The 24,932-nt window shown below is 53.9% G+C and carries 17 protein-coding genes and 1 pseudogene; 13 read left to right on the top strand and 5 right to left on the bottom strand.

Going from position 1 to position 24,932, the window contains the following annotated elements; all coding sequences use genetic code 11:
• Positions 1 to 4: 4 nt before the first annotated feature.
• From HK24_RS06965 to HK24_RS06955, 3 genes and pseudogenes are all read left to right on the top strand, one after another.
• Positions 5 to 430 carry a cupin domain-containing protein gene (locus HK24_RS06965; RefSeq protein ID WP_086633860.1) on the top strand — a complete coding sequence of 142 codons (426 nt, stop codon included), beginning with the start codon at positions 5 to 7 and terminating at the stop codon, positions 428 to 430.
• Positions 427 to 1,188 (top strand): cysteine hydrolase family protein, encoded by a 762-nt coding sequence (locus HK24_RS06960; RefSeq protein WP_086633859.1) that lies wholly within the window; start codon positions 427 to 429, stop codon positions 1,186 to 1,188. Before HK24_RS06965 ends, HK24_RS06960 begins: the two co-directional genes overlap by 4 nt.
• A gap of 183 nt (positions 1,189 to 1,371) precedes the next feature.
• Positions 1,372 to 2,102 (top strand): annotated as a pseudogene (locus HK24_RS06955) (IS5 family transposase); the annotation flags it as partial.
• Positions 2,103 to 2,264: 162 nt separating this feature from the next.
• On the opposite strand, the gene HK24_RS06950 reads toward HK24_RS06955, so the two are convergent.
• Positions 2,265 to 4,670, bottom strand: coding sequence for a TonB-dependent receptor (locus tag HK24_RS06950; RefSeq protein ID WP_086633858.1), 2,406 nt, complete (start codon positions 4,668 to 4,670; stop codon positions 2,265 to 2,267).
• Positions 4,671 to 5,181: 511 nt separating this feature from the next.
• Between HK24_RS06950 and HK24_RS06945 the strand changes: the two genes are divergently transcribed.
• On the top strand, positions 5,182 to 6,093 hold the full coding sequence (locus tag HK24_RS06945) for a LysR family transcriptional regulator (protein WP_233126160.1): 912 nt from the start codon (positions 5,182 to 5,184) through the stop codon (positions 6,091 to 6,093).
• 18 nt (positions 6,094 to 6,111) lie between these two features.
• Here HK24_RS06945 and HK24_RS06940 read toward each other — a convergent pair whose 3' ends face one another.
• Entirely contained in the window at positions 6,112 to 7,230 is a 1,119-nt protein-coding gene (locus tag HK24_RS06940) for a class I SAM-dependent RNA methyltransferase (protein WP_086633857.1), read from the bottom strand.
• 238 nt (positions 7,231 to 7,468) lie between these two features.
• On the opposite strand from HK24_RS06940, the gene HK24_RS06935 reads away from it, so the two are divergent.
• The 7 genes from HK24_RS06935 (at position 7,469) to HK24_RS06905 (ending at position 15,557) form a co-directional block, all read left to right on the top strand.
• Positions 7,469 to 8,491 (top strand): aldo/keto reductase, encoded by a 1,023-nt coding sequence (locus HK24_RS06935; protein ID WP_086633856.1) that lies wholly within the window; start codon positions 7,469 to 7,471, stop codon positions 8,489 to 8,491.
• 327 nt (positions 8,492 to 8,818) lie between these two features.
• Positions 8,819 to 10,465, top strand: coding sequence for an FGGY-family carbohydrate kinase (locus HK24_RS06930; protein WP_086633855.1), 1,647 nt, complete (start codon positions 8,819 to 8,821; stop codon positions 10,463 to 10,465).
• 71 nt (positions 10,466 to 10,536) lie between these two features.
• On the top strand, positions 10,537 to 11,853 hold the full coding sequence (locus HK24_RS06925; RefSeq protein WP_086633899.1) for a sugar ABC transporter substrate-binding protein: 1,317 nt from the start codon (positions 10,537 to 10,539) through the stop codon (positions 11,851 to 11,853).
• A gap of 11 nt (positions 11,854 to 11,864) precedes the next feature.
• A complete protein-coding gene (locus HK24_RS06920; protein ID WP_086633854.1) occupies positions 11,865 to 12,773 on the top strand; it encodes a carbohydrate ABC transporter permease in 909 nt (302 codons plus the stop codon).
• A 1-nt stretch (position 12,774) separates the two neighbouring features.
• The gene (locus HK24_RS06915; RefSeq protein ID WP_086633853.1) at positions 12,775 to 13,602 is read left to right on the top strand and encodes a carbohydrate ABC transporter permease; all 828 of its coding nucleotides are present in this window, start codon (positions 12,775 to 12,777) and stop codon (positions 13,600 to 13,602) included.
• A 53-nt stretch (positions 13,603 to 13,655) separates the two neighbouring features.
• On the top strand, positions 13,656 to 14,759 hold the full coding sequence (locus HK24_RS06910) for an ABC transporter ATP-binding protein (RefSeq protein ID WP_086633852.1): 1,104 nt from the start codon (positions 13,656 to 13,658) through the stop codon (positions 14,757 to 14,759).
• 24 nt (positions 14,760 to 14,783) lie between these two features.
• Positions 14,784 to 15,557, top strand: a complete 774-nt coding sequence (locus HK24_RS06905; protein ID WP_086633851.1) for an SDR family NAD(P)-dependent oxidoreductase — start codon at positions 14,784 to 14,786, stop codon at positions 15,555 to 15,557.
• 47 nt (positions 15,558 to 15,604) lie between these two features.
• Here HK24_RS06905 and HK24_RS06900 read toward each other — a convergent pair whose 3' ends face one another.
• The 3 genes from HK24_RS06900 to HK24_RS06890 all read right to left on the bottom strand — a co-directional run bounded on the left by HK24_RS06900 (position 15,605) and on the right by HK24_RS06890 (position 21,557).
• Positions 15,605 to 17,632 (bottom strand): phosphocholine-specific phospholipase C, encoded by a 2,028-nt coding sequence (locus HK24_RS06900; protein ID WP_086633850.1) that lies wholly within the window; start codon positions 17,630 to 17,632, stop codon positions 15,605 to 15,607.
• A gap of 12 nt (positions 17,633 to 17,644) precedes the next feature.
• Entirely contained in the window at positions 17,645 to 20,014 is a 2,370-nt protein-coding gene (locus tag HK24_RS06895) for a TonB-dependent receptor (protein WP_086633849.1), read from the bottom strand.
• A 190-nt stretch (positions 20,015 to 20,204) separates the two neighbouring features.
• Positions 20,205 to 21,557, bottom strand: a complete 1,353-nt coding sequence (locus HK24_RS06890) for an inorganic phosphate transporter (RefSeq protein ID WP_064274565.1) — start codon at positions 21,555 to 21,557, stop codon at positions 20,205 to 20,207.
• Positions 21,558 to 21,941: 384 nt separating this feature from the next.
• On the opposite strand from HK24_RS06890, the gene HK24_RS06880 reads away from it, so the two are divergent.
• Both HK24_RS06880 and HK24_RS06875 read left to right on the top strand, forming a co-directional pair.
• A complete protein-coding gene (locus HK24_RS06880; RefSeq protein WP_086633847.1) occupies positions 21,942 to 23,594 on the top strand; it encodes a phospholipase C in 1,653 nt (550 codons plus the stop codon).
• A gap of 44 nt (positions 23,595 to 23,638) precedes the next feature.
• The gene (locus tag HK24_RS06875; RefSeq protein ID WP_233126159.1) at positions 23,639 to 24,928 is read left to right on the top strand and encodes a cytochrome-c peroxidase; all 1,290 of its coding nucleotides are present in this window, start codon (positions 23,639 to 23,641) and stop codon (positions 24,926 to 24,928) included.
• Positions 24,929 to 24,932: the final 4 nt, after the last annotated feature.

Here is a 24,932-nt window from a genome sequence, read left to right as displayed (position 1 = left end):
TCTCATGCCTTTCGCAAAATACAGCCCTGATAGCGTCGAAGCCTTCCGGATTGCCCCGGATTCAACCAATTACTTTGCCATTTTGTTTGACAAGACAGCTGGCGATTACGCGTCTATTGCCGTTGTCGAAATTTTTGAACCTGGTGGCGCAACACCACCCAACACACATACTGATGCGGACGAAATGTTTTTCGTGCTGTCCGGTACAGGCCGCGCCTGGTGTGATGGTCAGAGCTGCGAACTCAAGGCTGGCGACGCGCTTCTGGTCAAGCCGGGATCAGAGCATGTTCTGGAAAATACAGGCACCAACAAGCTCTACACTTTGACAGTAATGACCCCGGACGAAGACTTTGGAAAACTGATCCGTAGCGGAGTTCCAGTCAAGCTCGATGCCGAAGATCTGGCGGTGCTGTGCGGAGGCAGTCAATGAGGCGTCTGGGCAGCACACACGTTAACAGTTGGGGGGCAACGGCGTCCTCCATAAGTCTTTTACGGCCAGAGCGTCCTTCTCGGCCAGTTAGTGTTCCGTCCCAGCCTCAGGCACTGACGTTCGATCTTGCTCGTACCGCGATTATTGTGATCGATATGCAGAACGACTTCTGCCATCCAGACGGCTGGCTCGCGTCCATTGGTGTCGACATCACGGCTGCCCGCCGCCCCATCGATCCGCTGAAGACACTCCTTCCCGTGCTTCGAAAGCATGATGTCCCTGTTATCTGGCTAAATTGGGGAAACCGCCCGGACAGGCTTAATCTCCCCCCTTCTGTCCTGCATGTTTATGACCCTGCGGGTGAAGATAAAGGCATCGGCACGGCTATAGGCTCCACAGACCGCAAAGTTCTGGAAGATGGCAGTTGGAATGCTGCAATCGTTGACGAGCTCGAAGTTGATCCGGAAGATATTCACATCTCCAAGTATCGAATGAGCGGATTTTGGGACACGCCACTCGAAGGAATACTCAAAAACCTTCGCGTAGACACCCTGCTTTTCTCAGGCGTCAATAGCGATCAGTGCGTTCTCAGTACACTGACAGATGCAGGATGTCTCGGTTACGACTGCATCCTCCTCGAGGACTGCTCCGCGACGACGTCTCCAGATTTTTGCCAAGACGCAACTGTTTACAATGTTCGCCAGTGCTACGGATTTGTAGCATCCGGCTCAGATCTGGCGAAAAATCTTATTCGCTGAACGGTGGACACAGCGGCTTTCAAGAGCAACCTTAGTACTACTGGAAGCCGCACAGACAAGGGTCTTGCGATGCTTTTGCTCCGCAAGGAGAGGCAATATGAGCCCTCTAATTTAATGACTACGCTCAGGCCCCATTGATATTGAATGGCCGGATATGATTCAGGCTCCTTGAGGAGACTGGAGATGAGTGACCTGTATTGGCTGACAGACGAGCAAATGGAGCGTCTGCAGCCCTTTTCCCGAAGAGCCATGGCAAACCTCGTGTTGATGATCTTCGTGTGTTGAATGGGATCATTTTCGCAAACAGAAATGGTTTACGCTGGCGTGATGCGCTCCGGGAATACGGTCCACACAAGACCCTCTACGATCGCTGCAAGCGCTGGAGTGCTATGGGAATATTCATCCGCATGATGGAGGGACTGGAGGCCGGAAAGCCAGAGCCTCAGACGATCAAGAGTGATGCGTCCTATCTCAAGGCACATCGCACAGCTTCGAGCCTGCGGTTAAAAAAGGGGCTCCAGGCCGTCTGATTGGGCTCACCAAAGGTGGGATGAATATGCGAGCGGACGTCCGCTCGGTTTCTTCATGACAGCAGGCCAGATCAGTGATTACACCGGTGCGGCTGCCCTTCTGGACGATCTCCTACCAGCCGAATGGATGCTTACAGACTGGGGCTATGACGCTGACTGACTTAGGGGTGCCTTAGAGGAGAGAAGGATTAAACCCTACATTCCCGGGCGAAAATCCCGTAGGAAACCGGTAAAATACGACAAGCTAAAATATAAACGCCGCAATCGCATCGAGATCATGTTCGGAAGGCTCAAGGACTGGAAACGGGTCGCGACACACTATGACAGATGTCCCACCGTTTCTTCTCGTCAATCTGCCTCGCTGCAACCGTCTTGTTCTGGCTATGCGTCCTGAGCCCAGACACACGTCAGACCGCACGTTGCTCGACACAACCATCACACTGCTGTTTTTGACGGGAAGAAACGGCAACCACGAGCCCGTGAAACTCAACAATAAAAAAAGCCCCCGGAACGTAATGTTCCGAGGGCTGATAAAGAGTTTGAAAATCAGAATCCTGTGGAAATCGTCCCTGTCATGCTGAAGCGCGGCTCAACATAGAACTGGGCACTGGATCCATTGCCTGAAAGATTACCATTCATCAGACGAACAGCCGATGCATTTGTACCCACACCTACGACACCAGTCCGGACAATCGACCCTGTCAGGTTCGTAAAGTTCAGACGGATTGTCGGAGACTTCGCATACCACACTGGCTTGAAGTGATAGCCGAGTGACAGTGTGTTCGTTACATACCCAGGAATACGCTGATCACCTGCGATGGTGACGGACTGCGGTCCCGTGTAGTGAACGGTTGCATTTGCGAAGAACCCTTGATGCACATACGTCAGACCAAAATTCGCCATCACGTGCGGAGACAGAGGTGCCTGCGTCCCCTTAGTCCTGAAGGCCGTCAGATTACCGCTCGCATCAGATGCCGCAATATTCGTGTCCATTCGTGCATTCAGATATTCAAACGAAACATACGGACTAAAACCATAGATCGGCTGTGTAGAGAACATAGCATCAAAACCGCGAGCGGTCTGATTACCAGCATTAACGACACCCGATTGGTTGTTACCAAGATACGTTGTCAGCAAGCGATTGGTAATATTGTAGTTAAAGAGATCGAGGTCTACGATAACGTACTTGTCGTTATACCGATATCCAAGCTCTTCTTTAATAGAATACTGGTTCTTAGGCAGCGTCCCAGTGTAGGTCGTGTTGGCCAATGCTGATGCAGACGGTTGACGGAAGTCACCCTCAGCATTGATGTAAATTTGATGGTGCTCATTAAAGTGATAGCTGACGGACAGGTGCGGCAGAGGCGCCGTCAGGTTCTGGCCCATCTGCTTATGTCCAGGATATGTTGTGTACCAGACATTGGACATCACATATTTAAAGCCAGCGTTAACCAGCAGGTGGTCATGGAAATACTTCGCTGTGTCCTGCAGAAATAGCGAGTGAATTTCGTAACCAGTTGTGTTGCCCGGGTAGGAACGAGTAGTCCCAGAATACACCTGATACGTTGAGTCGTTCGGGCTCGGATTGGAGCCGTCTGCTTTCGTCACACTGGTTGGGAAATGCTGGGTATAGTCCTGATTTTCATACCAGTAACCAAGCTCAAAATGGTTGTGCTTGTCGATGTCATAGCCCAGCTTGGCTGTCGCCCCGACATCAAGTGCTGCGTTTTCCAGGAAGTAACTTGTGATCGGCGTACCTTTAGCAATGGTCTCGCCAGATTTGTAGTTAGTAGCACCACTTGCAGCTGTTCCAGCTGATCCATCCCAACCTTTACCCATATTGTAATAAGGACGAAGATCAAACTGCAGCTTGTCTGTAAGAACGATATGAATTGGAGCACTCAGGAAAATCTGGTTCCAATGATCTATATTGTTCTTCCAATAGTCATTTCCACTGGAGTCAAACCCAGCCTTGCGCCCGTAGCCTTCGCCCGTTGCCTTGTACTTGTAGAACTGGGCGGCGGTAGGGTACCGGTCGATAGTAAAGTCTTCATTATTCCAGGACATGAAGAGCTTTGCAAAAGAGCCATTCTCCCAGTCCTTGCGAATACCGAAATCAAGATGACGGCGCTCGTTGATACCGGCACCCATCCATGAACGGGCATGAGTATTCGAAAATGAGAGGAAGGTGCGAACGCCAGTCTTTGCAATATCACCACTCTCAACGCGCAGGAATTCGCGAGAAAGGTTATTCGTACCGTATGAGAAATCCATCAAGCCGCCGAACTCATGCGACGGATCATGGGACACTTCGTTCATGACGCCCGCAGCAGCAGACGTGGCCGGCAGATCAACTGCGGACGAACCCGGCGTGAGGCTGACACTATCCAGATTTTCTGAATCAATGTCTTCGGCCATATAAGCCGCGCTAGCTGCAGGCGCACCGTCGACCATAAGGGCCATATCAGCATCGGTCAGGCTTCGGCTTTGAATACGTCCACCCTGCATACCGGACGTATCCGGCGTGGAGACGTTTACGCTTGGCAGGTTCTTGATGAGATCAAGTGCCGTACTTGTCGGACTTTTAGCCTCAATGAATGCCTTCGTGATCGTCTGGATTGCGTAAGGAGCAGTCTCAACGCGCATCATGCCGCCGCCGCGGCTTCTAGCCAGGCGTGACGTCGACACTGTAACGTGTTCATCACCTGTCGAATTGATCGAGGCAGGCCGACGCATTTTCGGATGTGCAGGAACAGCTACAACATCGCTTTTCTGACCCGCAGCAGCTTGGGGGCGGGCTGCATGACGCGCGTGAGCCTTATGGTGGACTGGAGTATCACTCGAAGCTGCCTGCGCAGATGCAGCAAGAGACGACGAACCAAAGCCAGCCAGACACGTTACAAGAAGAAGCGCCTTCCTGGACGAGTACTTTTCAAATCGGTACGGACACATAACCTTTTGGCTTCTCCTGCTGCAAAACGATTTTCGTTCCTGACAGGACCTGATCTCTGTCAGAAGAGACCCTTTCCCATAACGAAAACGTAACATAATCGAGCGCTACCTCAGAAGGCGAATAATTGCCTCACACCGACATCAAAAATAGGACACAAGGCAGATCCCGAACACCTGATGTGTCTTTTTCACACGCCTTCACATGTTTTGCAACATTCCATCGATAGATCATGCTCAGTTTTTTGATATTAGGAATATATGTTTTATTTCAATAATCTATAAGAGTTTTTTGCTGGAAAATATGCGACTTTCGAGTGGCTATATCTCTACCGCTCGGCCTATTATTTTCCGCCCAAGGACAGTGGATACTCTAGTGTGCTTTTGAGGCAACATACCCCACCTTAATTACGAAAACCGCGCTTACCAACGGATCTTGTAGGCAGTTTACTCTCTTTTCTTGAAAGATCTTCGGAACGTTCTTAGTCTGCATCTTTTCGGTGCGAAAACTACGATGCTTCACAGTCGCCTTCTCATCTATCTGGATACGGTTGCCCGCTGCGGTTCCATCCGAAAGGCAGGCGAGCATCTGAATGTGGCCTCAACGGCTATCAACCGACAGATTCTGACACTGGAAGATAACCTGGGCACCCCAATTTTTCAGCGCCTTCCACGCAAGCTGGTCCTTACGGCCGCAGGAGAGATCCTGCTCGCTCACGTCCGTGACACGCTCAAAAACATGAACCTCACGCGGCAAGTTCTTGAGGATCTGAAAGGTCTCAAACGCGGCGAATTCTCGATCGCCACAATGGTGGGTCCGATTTCGACCTTTCTACCACTCGCTCTGGCTGACTTTCATAATACGCATCAGAATGTTCGTATTCATGTCAGCACCTACGGCACACATGATCTGGTCGAGACAGTCAAAAATGGACAGGCCGATATCGGTATTGGGTTCGATATTCCAATGGACAACAGCCTCGTTGTTCAGACTGCGCGTACCGTTCCTCTTGGCGTCGTGATGAGCGTGCATCATCCCCTCGCCCATCAGGAATCCATTACTCTTGAAGAATGCAACGCATGGCCCCTGACGGTAGCAGACGACAGCATGGCCATCCGCCCCCACCTTGAAGATCTCTATGCCGCCCGCGACTTGAGCCTGACGCCAGCCATCGAGACCAACTCCATTGAACTCATGCGTCAGATGGCTCTATCCCCGGGAAATATCACCTTCCTAACACCATTGGACATCATTCAGGAAAGAGCAGAGGGCAAGCTCAAGTTTCTGTCGCTCAACGAGCAAGGTACTCAGCCCCAAACCCTCTCGATCGTGGCGAGATCTAAGATTTCCAATCCATTTACCGCGCTCTTCATTGAGAGAGTGGAGTATTTTCTTCAGGATTACACGAGTACCTATCCGGTTTGATCCAGCTGATAAACGCTATCAGGAGAGCGCGTCAGTCTGGAAAAGAAACACTTTCAACCCACCATGGGGAATAGGCGCACCTGTCGGCAGGAATGGAAGACCTGTTGCGTGGGCCAATGAGACTTCCGTCGTCAGAATACCCACACGCCATCCCTTGAACTGCTCCAAAAGCCTGTTTCCCAAGGCACGATAGAGTGCAGATAACTTCGTCTTGTCGCCGATACGTGTGCCGTAGGGCGGGTTCAGAATAACCAGTCCGGGAGAGCCCCTTTCTGGCGGCATGATTTCGCTGATCGTGGCCTGACGAAACTCCGTACATGCCGTGACACCCGCTCGCAACGCGTTGGCTTCGCTCATAGTAATAGCGCCCGCGTCTCGATCACTTCCGTAAAAGCGGAACTCAGGCGTACGCGCACTTTTAACAGAGCGCATTGTCTGCCAAGCGTCTTCATCGTAGGTGGCCAACTGCTCAAAGGCGAAATGCCGTGATCGCCCCGGATTGAGGCGGGAAGCGATCTCTGCTGCTTCAATCACGAAAGTCCCGGAACCACACATAGGGTCCAGCACAGTTTCCTGACCATTATAGCGGCACTTTCGTAGAAACAGCGAAGCCATGGTTTCTCTCATGGGAGCACGATTAACGGCTTCCTTGTGCCCTCGCCTGTGCAGGAGATCGCCAGACGTATCGACACTGATGGTGCAGAAATTTTGGTCAATCCGAACGCGCAGCACGACATCTGCATTATCTTCCGCAGATGCGCCTAACAGTTCCGTGACAATCTTGGAGATCCGTTCAGCCGCCGCGCCGCTATGATAGATCCGCGAGGACGAACACGACACCTCCACTTTGAACGGCACGTCAGGGCGAAGAAACTCTGCCCACTTCACTTCTCGGGCGCGTTTTTCAAGCTGGGACAGGTATTCTGCCTTGAACTGCGCCACGCGCGCCAGAACCCGACTTGCCCCCCGGATCCAGAGGTTGGCGCGCCAGACTTCAGGCCACCCACCCTGCAGTGTCACACCACCAGGTACGACTTTTGGCTGGCGAAAGCCCTTCATCCGGACTTCGGAGCAAAGGGTCTCTTCCAGTCCCGGAGGAGCAGCAAGAAAGATCTCAAAGTGCCTGTTATTCGTCATGCGCTCTGAATGGCAGGAAGAGAAGGAAACAGCAATCGTCCGTTCTGAGTTTCCGCTGAGCTAAAACTGGGCCGGTGGATCACAACCGCCGACCATAAAATTTTTGTGCTCACGCAAACAAGCGCCTCCCTGTAACGTAAGCTGGAGATACGCGGAAGCCCCCTGATGATTCTTTAACCAGCGGCCTTTCCTCTCACAAACTCTGTGCAACGCGATCATCCCATCAGGAGGAACGATCATGAATCCTTCAGAACCGCGTAAGTTCGGGCGGAAAGACTTTAGCGTTACAGCATTCGCTTTCGGAACGACCCCACTTGGAAACTTTCTACAGGAAGTCGGAGAGCAGGAGGCAGATGACATGATCCAGCAGGCCTGGAACGCTGGTATTCGCCTGTATGACACGTCCCCCATGTATGGTCATGGATTGGCAGAGCTTCGGCTGGGACATTCTCTCCGGTGGAAAAACAGAGATGACTTCGTCATCACAACAAAAGTCGGCCGAACGCTACATTCTGCCCGCAGGGCTGAGATTGACTTTGCCCCGTGGGTCAATGCGGCCCCTAACAAAATGACTTTTGACTACAGCTACGATGGAACGATGCGAGCCTTTGAGGACTCTCTTCAAAGGCTCGCTCTTGAGCACATCGACGTCGCTTTCATTCATGATATCGACCGCTTTACGCATGGCCCCAACCAACCTGAAGTTTTTCGGCAGGCGATGCACGGAAGCTGGCGCGCGCTGGAAAAGCTTCGATCAGAAGGCGTCGTCAAAGCCATTGGTGTCGGTGTCAATGAATGGGAAGTCTGCCATACCGCGCTTCAGCAACGAGATTTTGACTGCTTTCTTCTGGCAGGCCGATACACGTTGCTGGAACAGGACGCCCTGAACGAATTCCTGCCTCTCTGCGAACAACGAGGCGCTACGCTTATTGTGGGGGGCGGCTTCAATTCAGGCATTTTGGCGACAGGGGCTGTTCCTGGCGCGAAGTATAATTACTCCCCTGCTCCCGCGAGTATCCTCGAACGCGTCAAGAAAATTGAAGCTGTCTGCGCAGACTATAATGTGCCCCTCCCGGCAGCCGCATTACAGTTTGTAGTGGCGCACCCTACGATTTCTTCATTTTGCGCGGGGACGCGAAATGTGAGCCAACTCCAGCAGAATCTGAAATGGTTTACGCATCCCATCCCTAAAGACTTCTGGGCTAAACTCAAGTCAACCGGCCTGCTTGCAGAACGCGCTCCCGTTCCAGCCATGGCTTGACTTTGCCATCCGTAAGCTCGGGATTTTTCTGAGGGCTATTCCTGCTTTGAGACGTAATCCCGAGCGTCAAAACATCATCTTTTTGCGAGGCGAACCCTTATTCTTCGAAAATGATGCCCCACACTCTGGACACCATAAATGATACATGTAACATTAATAACGTTATATGCTGTTGTGTGAACGTTATTCCTGCAACAAGAAGCACATGTCAGTTCCGTCGAACGTAACATTCCAGAATGTTCGGTCTCTGATCTGATGGTGCGTCTTTCAGGGTGACGCAGCCCAACGGCCTGTTCTCTGCGCGTTTGTCAGCTTTAGGTGTGCTGTATGGATCTGGTTCTCGGAATTGATGTTGGGACTGGCAGTGCGCGCGCTGGCATTTTCACCCTGACGGGGCAGAAAATGGCCTCTGCCGTTCAGCCAACCAAAACGTGGTCACCAGCACCAGATTTTGCTCAGCAGTCCTCAGAAAACATCTGGACAGCCATCTGCACAGCCACACGCACCGCACTCGCCACCCTGACTGAGCCTTTCCGCATCATTGGGATTGGCTTTGATGCAACCTGTTCTCTCGTCGTGCTCGATACAGAGGGCAAACCGTTATCGGTGGACCCGCAAGGCGCGCCAGACCAAAACATTATTCTTTGGGCCGATCACCGGGCATTGAGAGAAACTGCCGAAATTAACAACGGAGGATATGAAGTCCTGCGTTATGTTGGCGGAAAAATCTCGCCAGAAATGGAAACACCCAAGCTTCTTTGGTTGAAGCGTAATCTGCCCGAGATTTTTGCCCGGGCTGGCCATTTCTTTGACCTCCCCGATTTCCTGACTTGGAGGGCAACCGGTTCCCTGTCACGTTCAGCCTGTTCCACAGCCTGCAAATGGACCTATCTGGCTCATGAAGACAGATGGGACGATACTTATTTCAAGGCTATCGGCCTGGAAGAACTAACGGATGAGCACTACGCCCGTATTGGCAATGACATTCGTCCGCTCGGCGGGATCGTCGGAAATGGCTTGAGCCCAGAAGCCGCCACTGAACTGGGTCTTGAGTCTGGCATTCCCGTGGGTGTTTCAGCCATTGATGCTCATGCTGGCGGCCTTGGTATTCTGGGGATTGAAGCTCACGGCGAACTCTCTGACGATGTTCTTGAGCGCTCAATATCTTTAATCTGTGGCACATCCAGCTGCCATATGGCGGTGTCACAGGAGGCCCGTTTCGTGCCAGGCGTGTGGGGCCCCTATTGGAGCGCCATGGTCCCGGATATGTGGCTGAATGAAGCAGGTCAGTCAGCAACCGGTGCGCTGATTGATTTCGTCATTTCTCATCATGCCGCGGGGCCCGAGCTCAAGCAGCAGGCTGAGCAATCCGGCAGTAATATCTACGCCCTCCTCAATGCCCGAATTGAAGAGCTGGAAGCCGATAAACTGCCAGGAACCAGTACAGCCAATCTTCACCTGCTGCCAGATTTTCATGGAAATCGTTCTCCCCACGCAGACCCGGATCTGAAGGGCGTTATCAGCGGACTCGCCCTGTCAGCCACGCCTGATGATCTCGCCAGGCTTTATCTGGCTACCCTTCAAGGCTTGGCGTACGGCACAAAGGACATCATCGATGCCCTCAATGCCCAAGGCTACCGGATCGACACCATTCTCGCCACGGGAGGAAGCACCAAGAACCCCATCTTCCTGCGTGAACATGCAAATGCCACTGGCTGTCGTATCCTCCTACCCAAGGAGCCTGATTCCGTCCTTCTCGGGGCAGCAATTCTGGGAGCTGTCGCCAGCGGGCAATATGCCACTTTGCGCGCAGCTATGGCTCAGATGAGCCGAGCCGGCAGCGAAATTCTGCCAGATGCAAAGACCCATACCTATCACACAGCCAAGCGGTCAATCTGCCACGATATGCTCGCCAGCCAGCTCGCATGGCGTCAGCAAATGCAGGACGCTTTGGAAAAAACGTCCGCTCACTGATCTGCCTCCCGAAAACCCAAGCTGTCGTCCGTAATCCCGTTCACAGCTCTTTTTTCAAAGGTCTGAGTTCCATGTCCCGTCTGAAAACAGCCTGCACCCTTGCAGTTATCTTGAGCGGTTCAGTTCTTTCTGCCGCGCAAGCCGCAGGCACCCTGACAATCGCAACCGTGAACAACGGGGACATGATCGTCATGCGTCAGCTGTCGCAGGAGTTTGAAAAAGCTCATCCCGATATTCATCTTAACTGGGTGACTCTCGAAGAGAATGTTCTGCGCCAGCGCGTCACAACCGACATTGCCATGAAAACCGGTCAGTTCGACGTTGTGACGATCGGGAATTACGAAGTGCCCATCTGGGCGAAACAGGGTTGGCTCACAGAAATCAAGCCGGACGCCGCGTATGACATCAACGATGTTCTTCCATCGGTTCGGGAAGCCCTGACCTCAGACGGCAAGCTCTACGCTCTGCCCTTCTATGCCGAGAGCGTCATGACCTACTACCGCAAGGATCTGTTCCAGAAAGCCGGTCTGACGATGCCAGACGCACCTACCTACGATCAGATCCGGCAGTTCGCCGACAAGATCACAGACAAGTCAGGACAGGTCTATGGCATCTGTCTTCGTGGCAAGCCTGGCTGGGGTGAGAACATGGCCTATGTCTCATCACTGGCGAACACATACGGTGCCCAGTGGTTCGACATGTCCTGGAAGCCAATGCTCACGTCAGACGCATGGAAAAAAGCTCTGACATGGTATGTCTCGGCGTTGAAGGAAGACGGCCCACCGGGCGTCACATCCAACGGATTCAATGAAAATCTGGCACTCTTCGCGAGTGGACATTGCGGCATCTGGATTGATTCCACCGTTGCTGGCGGCCTCCTGTTCGATCCGAAGCAGTCTCAGGTAGCCGACAAGGTCGGCTTCGCGTCAGCTCCCAAAGGCCCCTACGGCAAGGGACCAACATGGCTGTGGAGCTGGAGCCTTGCCGTTCCCGTCAGTTCCCATCAGGGCACGGATGCCCAGACCTTCATCACATGGGCAACCTCCAAGGAATACGTGAAGCTGGTTGCGGACCGAAAGGGATGGGTTGCCGTTCCCGCTGGAACCCGTGCCTCAACATATGCTGCACCCGAGTACCAAAAAGCAGCCCCGTTTGCGTCGTTCGTTCTGAACGCGATCAAGACTGCCGATCCGAGTGGACAAACAGCAGAACCGCGCCCCTATACCGGAGCGCAGTTTGTCGGAATTCCTGAATTCCAGGCGGTTGGTACTCAGGTCGGACAGACGGTCGCCGCGACCCTTTCCGGGCAGATGACCGTGGATCAGGCACTGACTGCAGCACAATCTTCTGTCACCCGTTCGCTGCGCCAGTCAGGCCGCGCCAAGTAAGGCAGAGTGCCATGCAGGCAGTTCTAGAACACAGCCCCCCAAAAGGGGCATCAGAACGCAAAGGCAAGCGAACGGGGCTTCTGCTCCTTTCGCCTGCAGTTCTGATCCTTCTCGTCTGGTCTCTCGTCCCATTGGCAATGACGCTGTGGTACTCGCTGATCAACTACAATCTGATTGACCCGACGCTTCACGGCTTCGCTGGCTTCAGCAACTACTGGTGCCTTCTGACTGATCCGGATTTTCTGTACTCCCTGTTGCATACAGTCATTCTGGTCGTTGGCGTCCTGATCATCAGCGTAGGTGGTGGTACGCTTCTGGCCATCCTTTACGATCAGGAGTTTTTCGGGCGCGGCATTGCACGTGTTCTGGTCATTTCTCCGTTCTTCGTCATGCCGACAGTGTCTGCCCTGCTGTGGAAGAACCTGATGCTGCACCCGATCTATGGCGTTTATTCGGCCATGATGCGGGCTGTCGGTTTGACGCCAATTGACTGGCTTGCCCGGTTTCCACTCCTGACAGTCATGATGATCGTCAGCTGGGAATGGTTGCCATTTGCCGTCCTCATTCTCCTCACAGCCGTCCAGTCACTGGATAGCGAGCAGAAAGAGGCCGCACGGATGGATGGTGCCGGTCCGATCGCTCAGTTCCGTCATATCATTCTCCCTCACCTCAGCCGCGCAATCAGCGTCGTCGTGATGATCGAGACGATTTATCTGCTGACAATCTTTGCGGAGATCTCCGTCACGACGGCAGGCGGCCCTGGAGTGGCATCCACCAACTTGGCGTATCTCATCTACTCCCGCGCATTGCTTCAGTTTGATGTCGGCGGTGCCTCTGCCGGTGGTGTGCTGGCCATCATTATCGCGAATGTCGCTGCGATGTTCCTCGTGCGCTCCGTCGCACGCAACCTGGAGGTGTGAGATGGCGATCAAGACAAAGCGCAGTACAAAAATCGCCGTCACCTGTCTGGGCTGGGGGATCGCGCTATGGCTCTTCTTTCCCATTTTCTGGATGATCTTGACGGGCTTCAAAAGCGAAGTTCAGGCGGTCTCAACACCGCCAAAACTGATCTTCGCGCCAACCCTTAGCAGCTACGCGGAAGTGTTCGAGCGCGCGAGTTACTGGCACTTCACCTTCAACACCGTCATCATCTCGGTTGGCGCTACTGTGGGGGCGCTCCTGCTTGCCATTCCGGCGGCATACTCGATGGCCTTCATGCCCTCAAAGCGCACACGCGGGACGTTGCTGTGGATGCTGTCGACACGCATGCTGCCTCCTGTTGGGGTGCTCGTGCCTATCTATCTTCTGGCCCGCAGCACCCACCTTCTGGATACCTGCACAGGACTGGCCATCGTCAATATGCTGACGAACCTGCCCATCATCGTCTGGATGCTGTTCACATTTTTCCGGGAAGTTCCTGCCCCAATTCTTGAGGCTGGTCGCATGGACGGGGCAACACGCTGGCAGGAAATGACAATGGTCCTGCTTCCCCTTGCCCTCCCGGGGATCGCCTCCACAGCTCTGTTGTCGCTGATCCTGTGTTGGAATGAGGCTTTCTGGTCTCTCAATCTTACCTCTTCCAATGCCGCTCCGCTCACAGCATTCATTGCTTCCTTCTCCTCACCAGAAGGACTGTTTTTCGGCAAGCTATCCGCCGCATCCACACTTGCAGTCGCTCCGATCCTTGTTCTGGGCTGGATCAGCCAGAAACAGCTCGTACGTGGCCTCACCTTTGGAGCCGTCAAATGATGGCTACCCTCGCTTTCTCCGTCCCCCAAACGCTCAGGAACGGGACCTGATTCATGGCAACGCTTGAACTCAAGAACCTCCGTAAAACCTATCTTACGGAAGAAATTATCAAAGGCATTTCGCTGTCGATCGAGGACCGTGAATTCGTGGTTTTTGTCGGGCCGTCCGGCTGCGGAAAATCCACGCTGCTTCGTATGATTGCAGGCCTTGAAGACATTACTTCCGGAGACCTTCTGATTGACGGTCAGCGCGTCAACGACGTGGAACCGGGAAAACGCGGCCTAGCCATGGTGTTCCAGTCCTACGCGCTCTACCCGCACATGGACGTCTACAAGAACATGGAATTTGGCCTCAAACTTGCTGGAGTGTCGGAGAAAGAACGGAGCGAGAAGATCAAGCATGTTGCCGCCACGCTTCAGCTTGAACCCTACCTGCATCATAAGCCGGGTCAGCTCTCAGGCGGTCAGCGGCAGCGCGTTGCTATCGGCCGCGCCATCGTACGTAACCCGAAGGTTTTCCTGTTTGACGAGCCTCTCTCAAACCTGGATGCAGCCCTTCGAGGCCAGATGCGAGTGGAGCTTTCAGCCCTTCATCGCAAGCTGAACGCGACCACCATCTATGTGACCCATGACCAGGTGGAAGCCATGACAATGGCGGACAAGATCGTGGTTCTTCAGAAAGGCGTTGTGGAACAGATTGGCTCACCGCTGGAGCTTTATCACCACCCGCGCAACCTGTTTGTCGCCAAGTTCATCGGTTCACCTCCCATGAATTTCTTCTCCGCAATCTTCCAGAACGGCGGCCACGACGGATCGAGCGTTCAGCTCCGGGACGGTACTCTTCTTCATGTCCCGGTCTCGCCACCGGATATTCTGCCCGGAACCAAGATTACAGTCGGCATTCGCCCAGAACACGTGGAGCTGGCTCCCGCGAGTGATGATAGCGGGGTTGTGGAAGTTATCGAGCGCCTCGGTGCCATCACGCTGGTTCATGTCCGCTGTGCCGACGGGCAGATCATCGTTGTTCAGACAGACGGTTTCACAACCCTCGAAGTCGACACGCCGGTCAGCCTGAAGCTTCCTCCGCAGCATTGCCACCTTTTCGCCCCTGATGGCCTGGCGTTCGAGGCCTGCCGCCGTCATCCCCTTGCCGCCTGATTTTTCTTCCCAGGAATATACATCATGTACATGGAAAAACTTCGCCTTGACGGTCGCGTCGCAGTGGTTACGGGCGGTGCACAGAATATTGGCCTCGCCTGCGTCACGGCTCTGGCAGAAGCAGGCGCACGCGTCATCATCGCAGATCTGGATGAAACACTTGCTGCACAATCCGCAGAAGACCTGCGCAAGCAGGACCTGAATGTGGATAGCATCCGGATGAATGTCACCAGCACGGAGAGCGTTCAGTCCGCAATCAAAACCCTTCACGAGAAAGAGGGGCATCTGGATATCCTGGTTGCCTGTGCCGGTATCTGTATTTCAGAGGTCAAAGCCGAGGACATGACGGATGGGCAGTGGCTCAAACAGGTGGACATCAACCTGAACGGCATGTTCCGGTGCTGCCAAGCTGTTGGCCGGATCATGATCGAGCAGAAAAAGGGCGCCATCGTTGCGATTGGCTCCATGTCCGGACAAATCGTCAATCGCCCCCAGCAGCAGGCGGCTTACAACGCGTCAAAAGCGGGCGTACACCAGTATATTCGTTCGCTGGCCGCAGAATGGGCCCCTCATGGCATCCGCGCGAATGCTGTCGCCCCGACCTACATCGAGACAACCCTGACGCGTTTCGGCATGGAAAAGCCAGAGCTCTATGACGCCTGGATCGTCGGAACCCCAATGGGCCGAGTTGGCCAGCCGGATGAAGTGGCATCCGTCGTTCAGTTCCTGGCTTCCGACGCCGCCAGTCTCATGACCGGTGCTATCGTTAACGTCGATGCCGGTTTCACTGTCTGGTAAGTATCAATTCCGCAATCGGGCCTCTCGGTGAAAGGCCCGATTGTTTCTCAGGAACGCCGGGCCATAAGAGGGTCTGTCTTCCCCAGCCTCCCCGTTTCGATCCGACCGGCAAAATGGACGTGTCCTCCAGTTTTCCCGCTTCGGCTGGTCACGGTCAGATCATACCAGAAGTCACTTCCGACCAACGGATAAAAGCGTGACGTCTCCTGCCCGGAAGGCAGTATGGCCGTCCATTCTCCAGCAGGGCCGTAAGCATCTTCAACGGTCAATTCTGCCGTCGCTGACTGGACGTTTTTGAGCACAAGCCTCACTCCATCGTGCTCTTCCAGAATCTGGACCTGCAATCCGGAAAACCCTTTGCCCGCCCGATAAAACCCGGCTGGACCATGCAGGGTGAAATCATGCTCAATCTGTAACGGGATATTTTGCGCGTGCCCTGCCCCAACAGTGTATTGGCGTGATGGTCCCTGGCCGGAAAGCCGGAACACTGCCCCACGCGTCCCACTGTTGGCGATTATCAGATTTTGCAATTGCCCCGTGACCTGAACATCAACTGATAACTTATATGGCAGCACACAAGTTGTTCTCTGCCCTTCCTCCTGTCGAGGCAACGTTTGATATTGTGGAACCAACGGCAGCGGAAGCATGCAGGACTTTCGCGTCTGAGGCATATAGTCGTCTGTATTTGGCAGGCTGGCTTGCCATGATGTGTCAGTCTCGGAAAAATCAAAAGCCGATGTCAGATCGCCACACACAGACCGGCGCCAAGGCGTAATGTTCGGAGCACGCACCCCAAACCTGGCTTCAAGGAACATCAGGACGGATGTGTGATCAAACAGCTCCGAATTGACACGTCCTCCTTTACTCCATGGCGAGATCAAAATTGCCGGAACCCGCGGACCTAGGCCCACAGCAACGCCGTGATAGGTCTCTCCGCTCACTGAAACGGTGCTGCTGCCTTCATCCGGATGCAAAGCCGGAACAGGCGCTGGAACATGATCAAAGAACCCGTCATTTTCATCATAATTCAAGATAAAAACGGTTTTGGACCAGACGTCCGGATGTCGAACGAACACGTCCATCAGTCTTGAAATCAGGTGTTCACCATATCCGGGCGGAGCATTGGGATGTTCGGAAAGAGCGGCGGAAGGCACAATCCAGGACACCTGAGGAAGCGTCCCCGAAGCAATATCTCTCTCGAACGCCTCTACAAGAAACTGTCCTTCAGATGTCGCAGCATTACCGGCAGTTGAGCCTTCAACAATCGTCCGACCTCGCTGATACTGCCATGAGGTCTCTGACAGCCCACGAAAGGCCCTAAATCCAGCGAGGGCATTGTCACCGAAGTTATCGTACTCTTGATATACTTTCCACGAGACGCCCGCCTTCTGCAGTTCTTCTGCATAAGTTGTCCATTGGAAGGCCTGAAACTTCGGATTGTCATGCCGCATATCAGCCGACGTGTTGCCATCATCAACATTTTCAACGGCCTGCCTGCCGTCATGCCCGACACTCAGACCATTGGTACCTGAGAACAAAAACAGGCGGTTTGGGTTGGTCGGACCAAAAATTGAACAGTGATAGGCATCGCAGATCGTAAAGGCGTCCGCCAGAGCATAGTAGTAAGGGATGTCACGGCGGGTGAAATGCCCCATCGTCATAGCCGTTTTGTGAGGGACCCAGCAATCCCACTCATTCCAGGTTTTCTGACTGCCTTTCCAGCTATGATCCAGACTGGCAATGCAGGCACTAGAGGTGTGAACTGTGTTCATGCGGAAGGGCATAACCGTAGCCCCATCCGCAGCTTTCTGTGCGAAAACTGACGTTCCATCCGGTTGATACGGAGCACGCGGGTCTCCATACCCCCGAACACCCTGCAAGCAGCCGAAATAGTGATCGAAAGACCGGTTTTCCTGCATCAGGATCACCACATGCTCGACGTCCTGAATTGTGCCGGTTTTCCGGTTGGCCGGAACCGCCAGAGCCTGTCGCAAATTGCCTGGCAGTGACCCTGCAGCAGCAAAAGCAGCTCCCAGTTCAAGAAATCTGCGTCGGCTGGAAAGCGGTCCGGTCATGATATCGTCCGATCAGTCGAAATGCTTGCGAATTGTGAAGAAGACCATACGCGGAGCACCAGCCTGCAGCGTTTGGAAAGTCCCTGAGGGATCGGAATTGACGAAGCCATTGCTTCCGACTGTTGCCACATAACGCTTGTTAAACAGATTGGTGACGTTGATCTGAGCATCCATGCCACGCAGGAACCAGTTCTGGCTCTGGAAACGATAGCCAACGTTCAGGTTGAAGATCGCATTGGCCGGCACAGAGGCATCGTTGGTGTAGGTGTAGTAGCGCTTGTCCTGAAACTGCATCAGGACATTGCCCCAGATCGCGCCATCATCATATCCGAGTTCCACATTGGCGAGATTGGACGGCATCCCGACTGTGTGCTTACCCTTGATGCGCGCAGAGACCACGCCGTCTGCGTAAACATTGTTGTCATACAGGGAGTTGTTGAACGCGTAGGATGCAAAGAGCGACCAGTTGCGGGCAAATTTCCAATTTGCAGCAACGTCCACGCCGCGCGCTGTTACACCGCCAACATTGCTCAGAACCGACGCATTGCCCTGAATGCCAACACCCTGCGTCACAGCCAGAAGCCGGTTTTGGAACTCGACATAGTAGCCTGTGACAGATGCCTGGAATGTATGGTTATGGAAGCGATATCCCAGCTCCTCAGTATTGGACATCTCCGGCTTCAGCTTCTTTTGAAGCACTTCGAAGCCAGCCGTCGTTGTAGAGAACGGGCCTGATGTCTGTGCGCTATCGAAAGCTGCCATGTTGCGAGCAAAATCAGCAAAGATTTCGTTATGCTGGTTAATGCGGTAGTTCGCACCAATCTGCGGCAGGAAGCCATTCGAGGCGCTCAGCGAACCCGACGGATAGGTCGTGCCGGTTGGCGTACCCATCAGGTTGCCGCTGAGTGCGCGAGCAGAGTTGTCCACGATCAGGGACTTGAACCCGTAAGTCAGCTTCAGCGCTGGCATGATCTGCCAGGTATCCCCCAGATGGACTTGATAGGTCTTGGTATTAAATGTGCTCTGCCACTGGGTGTAGAAGGAATTGCCCTGATACCAGTGAATGGATGACGGAGATCCGCTGTCCTGAAGCGGGTAGAAACGCCGTGCCTGCTCGAAATTATTGTTCTCGAACCAAAAGCCCCAGTCGATCGTATGGTTAGCGATCTTGTAGCTCAGACCACCGATAAAGCCTGCACGATGAATGTCATATTCCGTAGTACGGGTCGTAAGCGGCGAGCCACCAAGAGCCGCGGGGGTGGCGAGATAAGGCGTGACCCATGCCCCCTCACCCGTATTGGTGTGGCCATATCCGGTCACGAAGCCTTTAAGGCGGCTCGTAATGTCAAAATCCAGACGGCCATATCCCATCGCATCTTCACGCAGGCCTGCTGCGTTGTAGTAGACAGTGTCCTGATCCTGAACGCTTGAGGGGAAAGCTGTGCCTGTCTGGTAAGCCGTAGCAATTTGCTTGGCGAGGGCATAATTCCCGGTAATATTGTCGAGATTATATCCATACTTGCTAATCTGAGCGAGCGAGAGATCCTGGTAATCGTTTTCCTTACGCTTGGACCAGTCTCCATAAACCGTAAGCTTTACATGCTCGCCAAATGGCTGAATGTACTTGGCGTTCGCCTGGTCCTGTACCTGAACGCCGTCACCCTTCCACTTGTTGGCATCCTGATGGTTATAGGACACGTAGAAGCGGCCGCCGCCCTTCAGTTCTCCGCTATTAATGCGGGCAAATGTGCGCCAGGTCGAAGCAGAGCCAATCGTTCCCGCAACATCGACGCCAAATTTCTTTGTGGGATCAACAGACGTGAACTGAAGAGCACCGCCCAGATCGTTGGATGCTGCCACACCAAGAGCACCAGCGCCCTGTGTCAGGGTTGATGGCCCGTTATTTTCAGTTTCAAGGGCCCGTCCGATCGAAAGGCCGTTATCATTACCATAAGCAAGATTGCCGAGCGGAATACCGTCCATTGTGAAGCCAAGACGGCTCTGGTCAAAGCCTCGGATAACAATCTGCTGAGACCATTCGTAAGATCCCAAGGGATCAGACGACGTGAACATCACGCCCGGCAGTTTGGAGAGTGTCTTGAACGGGCTGGTTCCCGGCGTCATCTCCTGAATGGCACGGCGCGATACGGTTTGTGTTTCGCGAGCGGCACCCGCTCCGAGAACGACAACGGATTCCGACGTTGTTGCTTCTACAGGCTGTGCAACCGTCTTTTTTGCTGATGCTTTCTTAACCGGCACACTCGACGGAGCGGCCTTACGGGCAGATTGTGACGGGCTCAGATCATCTGCAAAGGCAGACTGTACACCGGAGAAGACGAAAACGCCGCTCAGGCAAGTCGTCAGTGCAAGCATCAGCTTCATCAATGTATTCCTGCAAAGGGCACGGCGATGCCCGTGAATTCGCAGGAACGTTATGTAGACGGTTCATTTGTGTCTTGTGATCGTTTCAAGACATTGCCACACCACTTTAACAATTTGCAGTTCACCTACAAAAAAGGACCTGCCTCACGGCAGATCCTTCTTGAATACTGTCTTATTGTGAAATTGACGATCAGGCGAGAATATAGAAAAGGATCGCCGAGACAGTGATCGTCACAGGCAGTGTAAACAGCCAAGCCAGAGCAATCTTGGTCAACATGTGCATGTTGATCCCGGAGCCTGAGGCAACCATGGTTCCAGCCACGCCAGATGTAATGATGTGCGTAGTGGAGACCGGAAGGCCCGTGTAGCCAGCCGTCATGATCAGACCTGCGCCAACAACTTCAGAAGCAGCACCCTGTGCAGGCGTAAGATGTGCCTTGCCAATGCCCTCACCCAGTGTCTGAACAATCCGGCGATAACCGATCATTGTTCCTACGCCTAGGCAAAGTGCACTCAGCAGTCGAACCCAGAAAGGCGCATATTCCACTGTGGGGCGAAGCTTCTTGGCCAGAGATCCGGCTTCTTTCTTCTGCTCGTTGGATGCAGCAGGGTTGGACGCTACGGAACGCAGGCCAGACAGAACCTGATAGATGTCCCCGCGTGTTTCAGCCGGGCTGGCATGAATTTCCGCGCCCTTTTCCAGTCGATCAATGGATGCAAGGGCATCCGATTTGAACGAATAACGATCAAACTCAGCAACAAGCGGGCGAGCAGCCTGCACGTCCTGACGAATGATATCGTACTGCACCGGCACCTGAGGGTTCAGGGCAAACGTCGCTGGCATCAGACCGATGATCGTCAACATGATCAGGCCAATGCTCTTCTGCCCATCATTGTTACCATGCGAAAAGCTGACCAGCGTACAGGTGGTGACCAGCAGAGCACGAACAACCGGGTTCGGCTTGTGATGCGGCTCAGGGCGCTGATAAAGGGCCGGAAGATGCACGAATTTCCGGATGATCAGGAACAGAATGCCTGCCCCAATAAAGCCGAGCGGCGGAGATACGGCCAGCGTCGTCAGGACCTTCCAGATCTGGTTCCAGTCCACGCTGTGCCCCAGGTCACGGGCATGCAGGAAGGAGTCACCAATGGCGATGCCGACCAGAGAGCCAATCACACAGTGAGAGGAAGAGTTCGGAATACCGAACCACCATGTGAGAAGGTTCCAGGCGAGAGCTGTGCCAAACAGAGCGACCAGCATTGGAACTGCCGGATTTCCATTCGGCGGAGACAAAACATCCGGCGGCAGCAACTCTACGAGCGTGTAAGCAACGGCAATACCACCGAGCAACACACCCAAAAGGTTCATCAGGCCGGACCAGACAACCGCAACCTTCGGTTTGAGGGAATTCGTGTAAATGACTGTCGCAACAGCATTTGCGGTATCATGGAAGCCATTGGCAAATTCAAATACGCAGACCAGCAGGAAGCAGATCCCAAGCGCAATGATTGACCATGTTGACTCTGGGGCGAAGTGCAGCATTCCGGATGCCATCTCCAAATAAAGGTATGTCTAATCTGGTAGCTGTTTCGGTAATTTTACTAAAGATCCCGGGAACTTCTTTCATGAAAGTTTCATCACACCCTGAAACTGGTTTTTATTTAACCGAACCATAATATTTCCCCGTCCATTCTTCCGTTATGGTGCCATTGGCTCTGTCGCCTGCTTCACCCAGAAGGCTTTCCAATGAACCAGCCCACGAAAAAGCAGCCTCACGAACTCTGGCGGGAAACACTCATGACCGCCTGGAACGACCGGATCGGACAGGACAAAAGTTCTGGCCTCCACCTCCTGTTTGCCAGTACAGAACAGGCTGACAAACGCCGTACTTCCCAGTCTCACCAGAGAAGCTAGATTTCTGCCTGCATGACTTTACGTTCAGCTCTCCTCCTCACGACGTTCATTCCGTTCCTGCTTGCTCCGGCTCAAGCCGCGGAAACGCAGGCTCCGGAGCCTGCAACGCCAATTCGCCATCTTGTTGTGATCTATCAGGAAAACGTCTCCTTTGATCATTACTTCGGAACATATCCGTCCGCAGCGAACCCTGCCGGAGAGCCAGCTTTTCATGCGGCGGCAGAAACCCCAAAGGCCAATACGCTCATCGCGGCTGACCTTTTGTTGAAAAACCCCAATACGCGCGCCGAAAACGGCCGGGATGCGGCTCTGCCCTTCCGTCTGGACAGGACACAAGCCAGCACTGCCGATCAGAACCACGCCTATACTGCTGAGCAACAGGCTTATCATCATGGCCTGGCAGACCTGTTCCCTCTTCACACCGGTCGCGGCGCACCGGGTGGTGTCGGAGCATTTTCAACACGCGGCCAGGTGATGGGTTATTTTGACGGTAACACCGTCACAGCCCTATGGAATTATGCTCAGAATTTCGCCATGAGCGACGCCGCCTATACGGACACATACGGTCCTTCCACTCCGGGTGCTCTGGAAGTGGTTTCCGGACAAACCAACGGCATGAAGATCGTCAAAAGCGCTCAAGGCCGGTCCACCCTGACAGTCCAGTCTCCGTTCATTCCGGACGGACAAGGGGGCTGGACGATGGTCAACGATATCGACCCTGCTGGAGATGTCTGTTCCGTCCCGACCGAACAGGTCATGATGACGAGCAAAAACATCGGCGACCTGTTGAACGACAAGCACCTGACATGGGGCGGCTTCATGGGCGGGTTCGATCTGACTGCTCGTAACCCTGACGGCACGACAGGCTGCAACCGCCAGACCTACTCCTCGGTCGTGGCCCAAAATGTGGTTGACTATATCCCTCACCACAACTGGTTTCAGTATTACGCCAGCACATCAAATCCAACGCATGCGAGACCATCCTCTCTCGCCGTCATTGGCCGTACTTTTCAGCAGGACGGTATTCACCGGGATCCGGCCAACCATCAGTATGACCTGAGAGACTTCTACAAAACGGTCGCTGCAGGAAACCTTCCTGCTGTGTCATTCCTAAAAATGCCAGCCTTTCAGGATGGCCATGCCGGTTACTCGGACCCGCTGGACGAGCAGCATGGCGTGGTAGAGGCCATCAATCTTATTCAGCACAGCCCGCAATGGCACGATGCAGCCATCATCATTGCCTATGATGATTCCGATGGCTGGTACGATCATGCCTATGTCACGCCGTCGCATGGCTCCTACGATAATCCTGCAGATCAGCTCAACGGTCCTGGCCGCTGCGGGACAGCCCCGGCTCCGAGCGGAGTTTCGGGTCAGCCTGGAAACGGCCGTTGTGGCCCAGGAACAAGAACACCGCTGATCGTTTTATCTCCATGGGCTAAACCTAACTACGTCAGCCATATCCAGATTACCCAGAGTTCTATCACCCGCTTTATCGAAGATAACTGGCTTCAGAGTCAGCGCCTTGGACAGGGATCATTTGACGCAGATGCTACTGATCTGTCTGATCTGTTCGACTTCAAGCAAACCCCGCACCTCACACCCGTTTTCCTGAACCCTGAGACAGGCGAACCTGTTAAGCAGGCTCCTGCTACACCGCTTTGACCGTCTCACTCCGTTCTTTCACAGTCGTAATGGCTGGCGGCCTAATGTCCGCCATGCTGGCCAGTCAAGCCGTTGCTGCGGATCAGTGTTTGCCAACTTGGGACGGCAGCAATCCATGTCCGGTCAAATTACATCGGCCGGCTCATGCACCTCTTTCCGAGATGGCTAAGATCGGGCGTGAAATCTTTCACGACCCCCTCTTCTCGGGCTCAGGGCGTCTGTCCTGTGCATCCTGTCACAGCCCAAAACATCATTACGGGCCTTCCGGTGCTGCTTCCGTGTTTCTGGGAGGCCCAACACTGGCAAGCCATGGCCGCAGAGCCATTCCGTCTCTGACATATCTGGAGCATGTGCCAAATTTCAGCATTGGTCCGGATAATCCAGAAAGTGAGACGGCCCCCGTTCTGGCTTCGGCAGCACCCGATGCTACACGCTCACCGAAGAGTGCAGCCGCGTCCCCAACGATCAGTATGGTGCCTCAAGGAGGAATGTTCTGGGACGGCCGGGCCGATACGCTCCAGCAGCAGGCTTCAGGCCCCCTTTATGATCCAGCTGAAATGGCCTCTACCCCGGAGATTGCGCTTCATCGGCTTGAAAATGCCCAGTACATCCAACGGCTAAAAGCTCTAGGCGGCCCCGCGACTGACGCATCCCGTGACCTGCTGCTGTCTGAAGCCTTGTTTGCTCTTGCGCGCTACCAGATCGAAGATCCGTCTTTTCATGCTTATGACAGCAAGTTCGATGCATGGCTTGAAGGGAAAGCCCGTTTCACACCGGAAGAGAGTGCCGGATATCGGCTCTTCAACGATCCAACCAAAGGCAACTGCGCAGCCTGTCACCTGGATCGTCCGCTTCCCGGTAATCTCCCCCCCCTTCTCACGGATCGCCAATACGAAGCACTGGGCGCCCCGCGCAATCAGGCTTTGATGGGGCCGTACGACACGGGGCATTTCGATCTCGGATTGTGTAAAGTCATGCCGGGGGGCGTCGAGACGTCATCGGCCTATTGCGGTATGTTCGCGACGCCAACCCTCCGCAATGTGGCAGAGCGCAAGGTCTTCTTCCATAATGGCGTGTTCCATGACCTTCATCAGGTTTTGGATTTCTACGCCCTGCGAGACATCCACCCAGAACGCTTCTACAGCCGTGACACACACGGCCATCTTCAGGTTCCGGACGATATCCCGCCCCAGTATCGCTCCAACCTTGATCGCACTGACGCACCGATGGATCGAAAACCAGACGACCTGCCTGCCCTGACGCCTCAGGAGCGCAGTCAAATTATCCAGTTTCTAAAGACACTTACGGACGGATGGTCTCCCACCCGTCCGTAACATC

This window comes from Gluconobacter sp. DsW_058 (assembly GCF_002153615.1).
In the GTDB taxonomy this organism is placed as follows: domain Bacteria; phylum Pseudomonadota; class Alphaproteobacteria; order Acetobacterales; family Acetobacteraceae; genus Gluconobacter; species Gluconobacter cerinus.
Note: the sequence above shows the minus strand (reverse complement) of the source record. Positions and strands in the feature narration are given on the sequence as shown.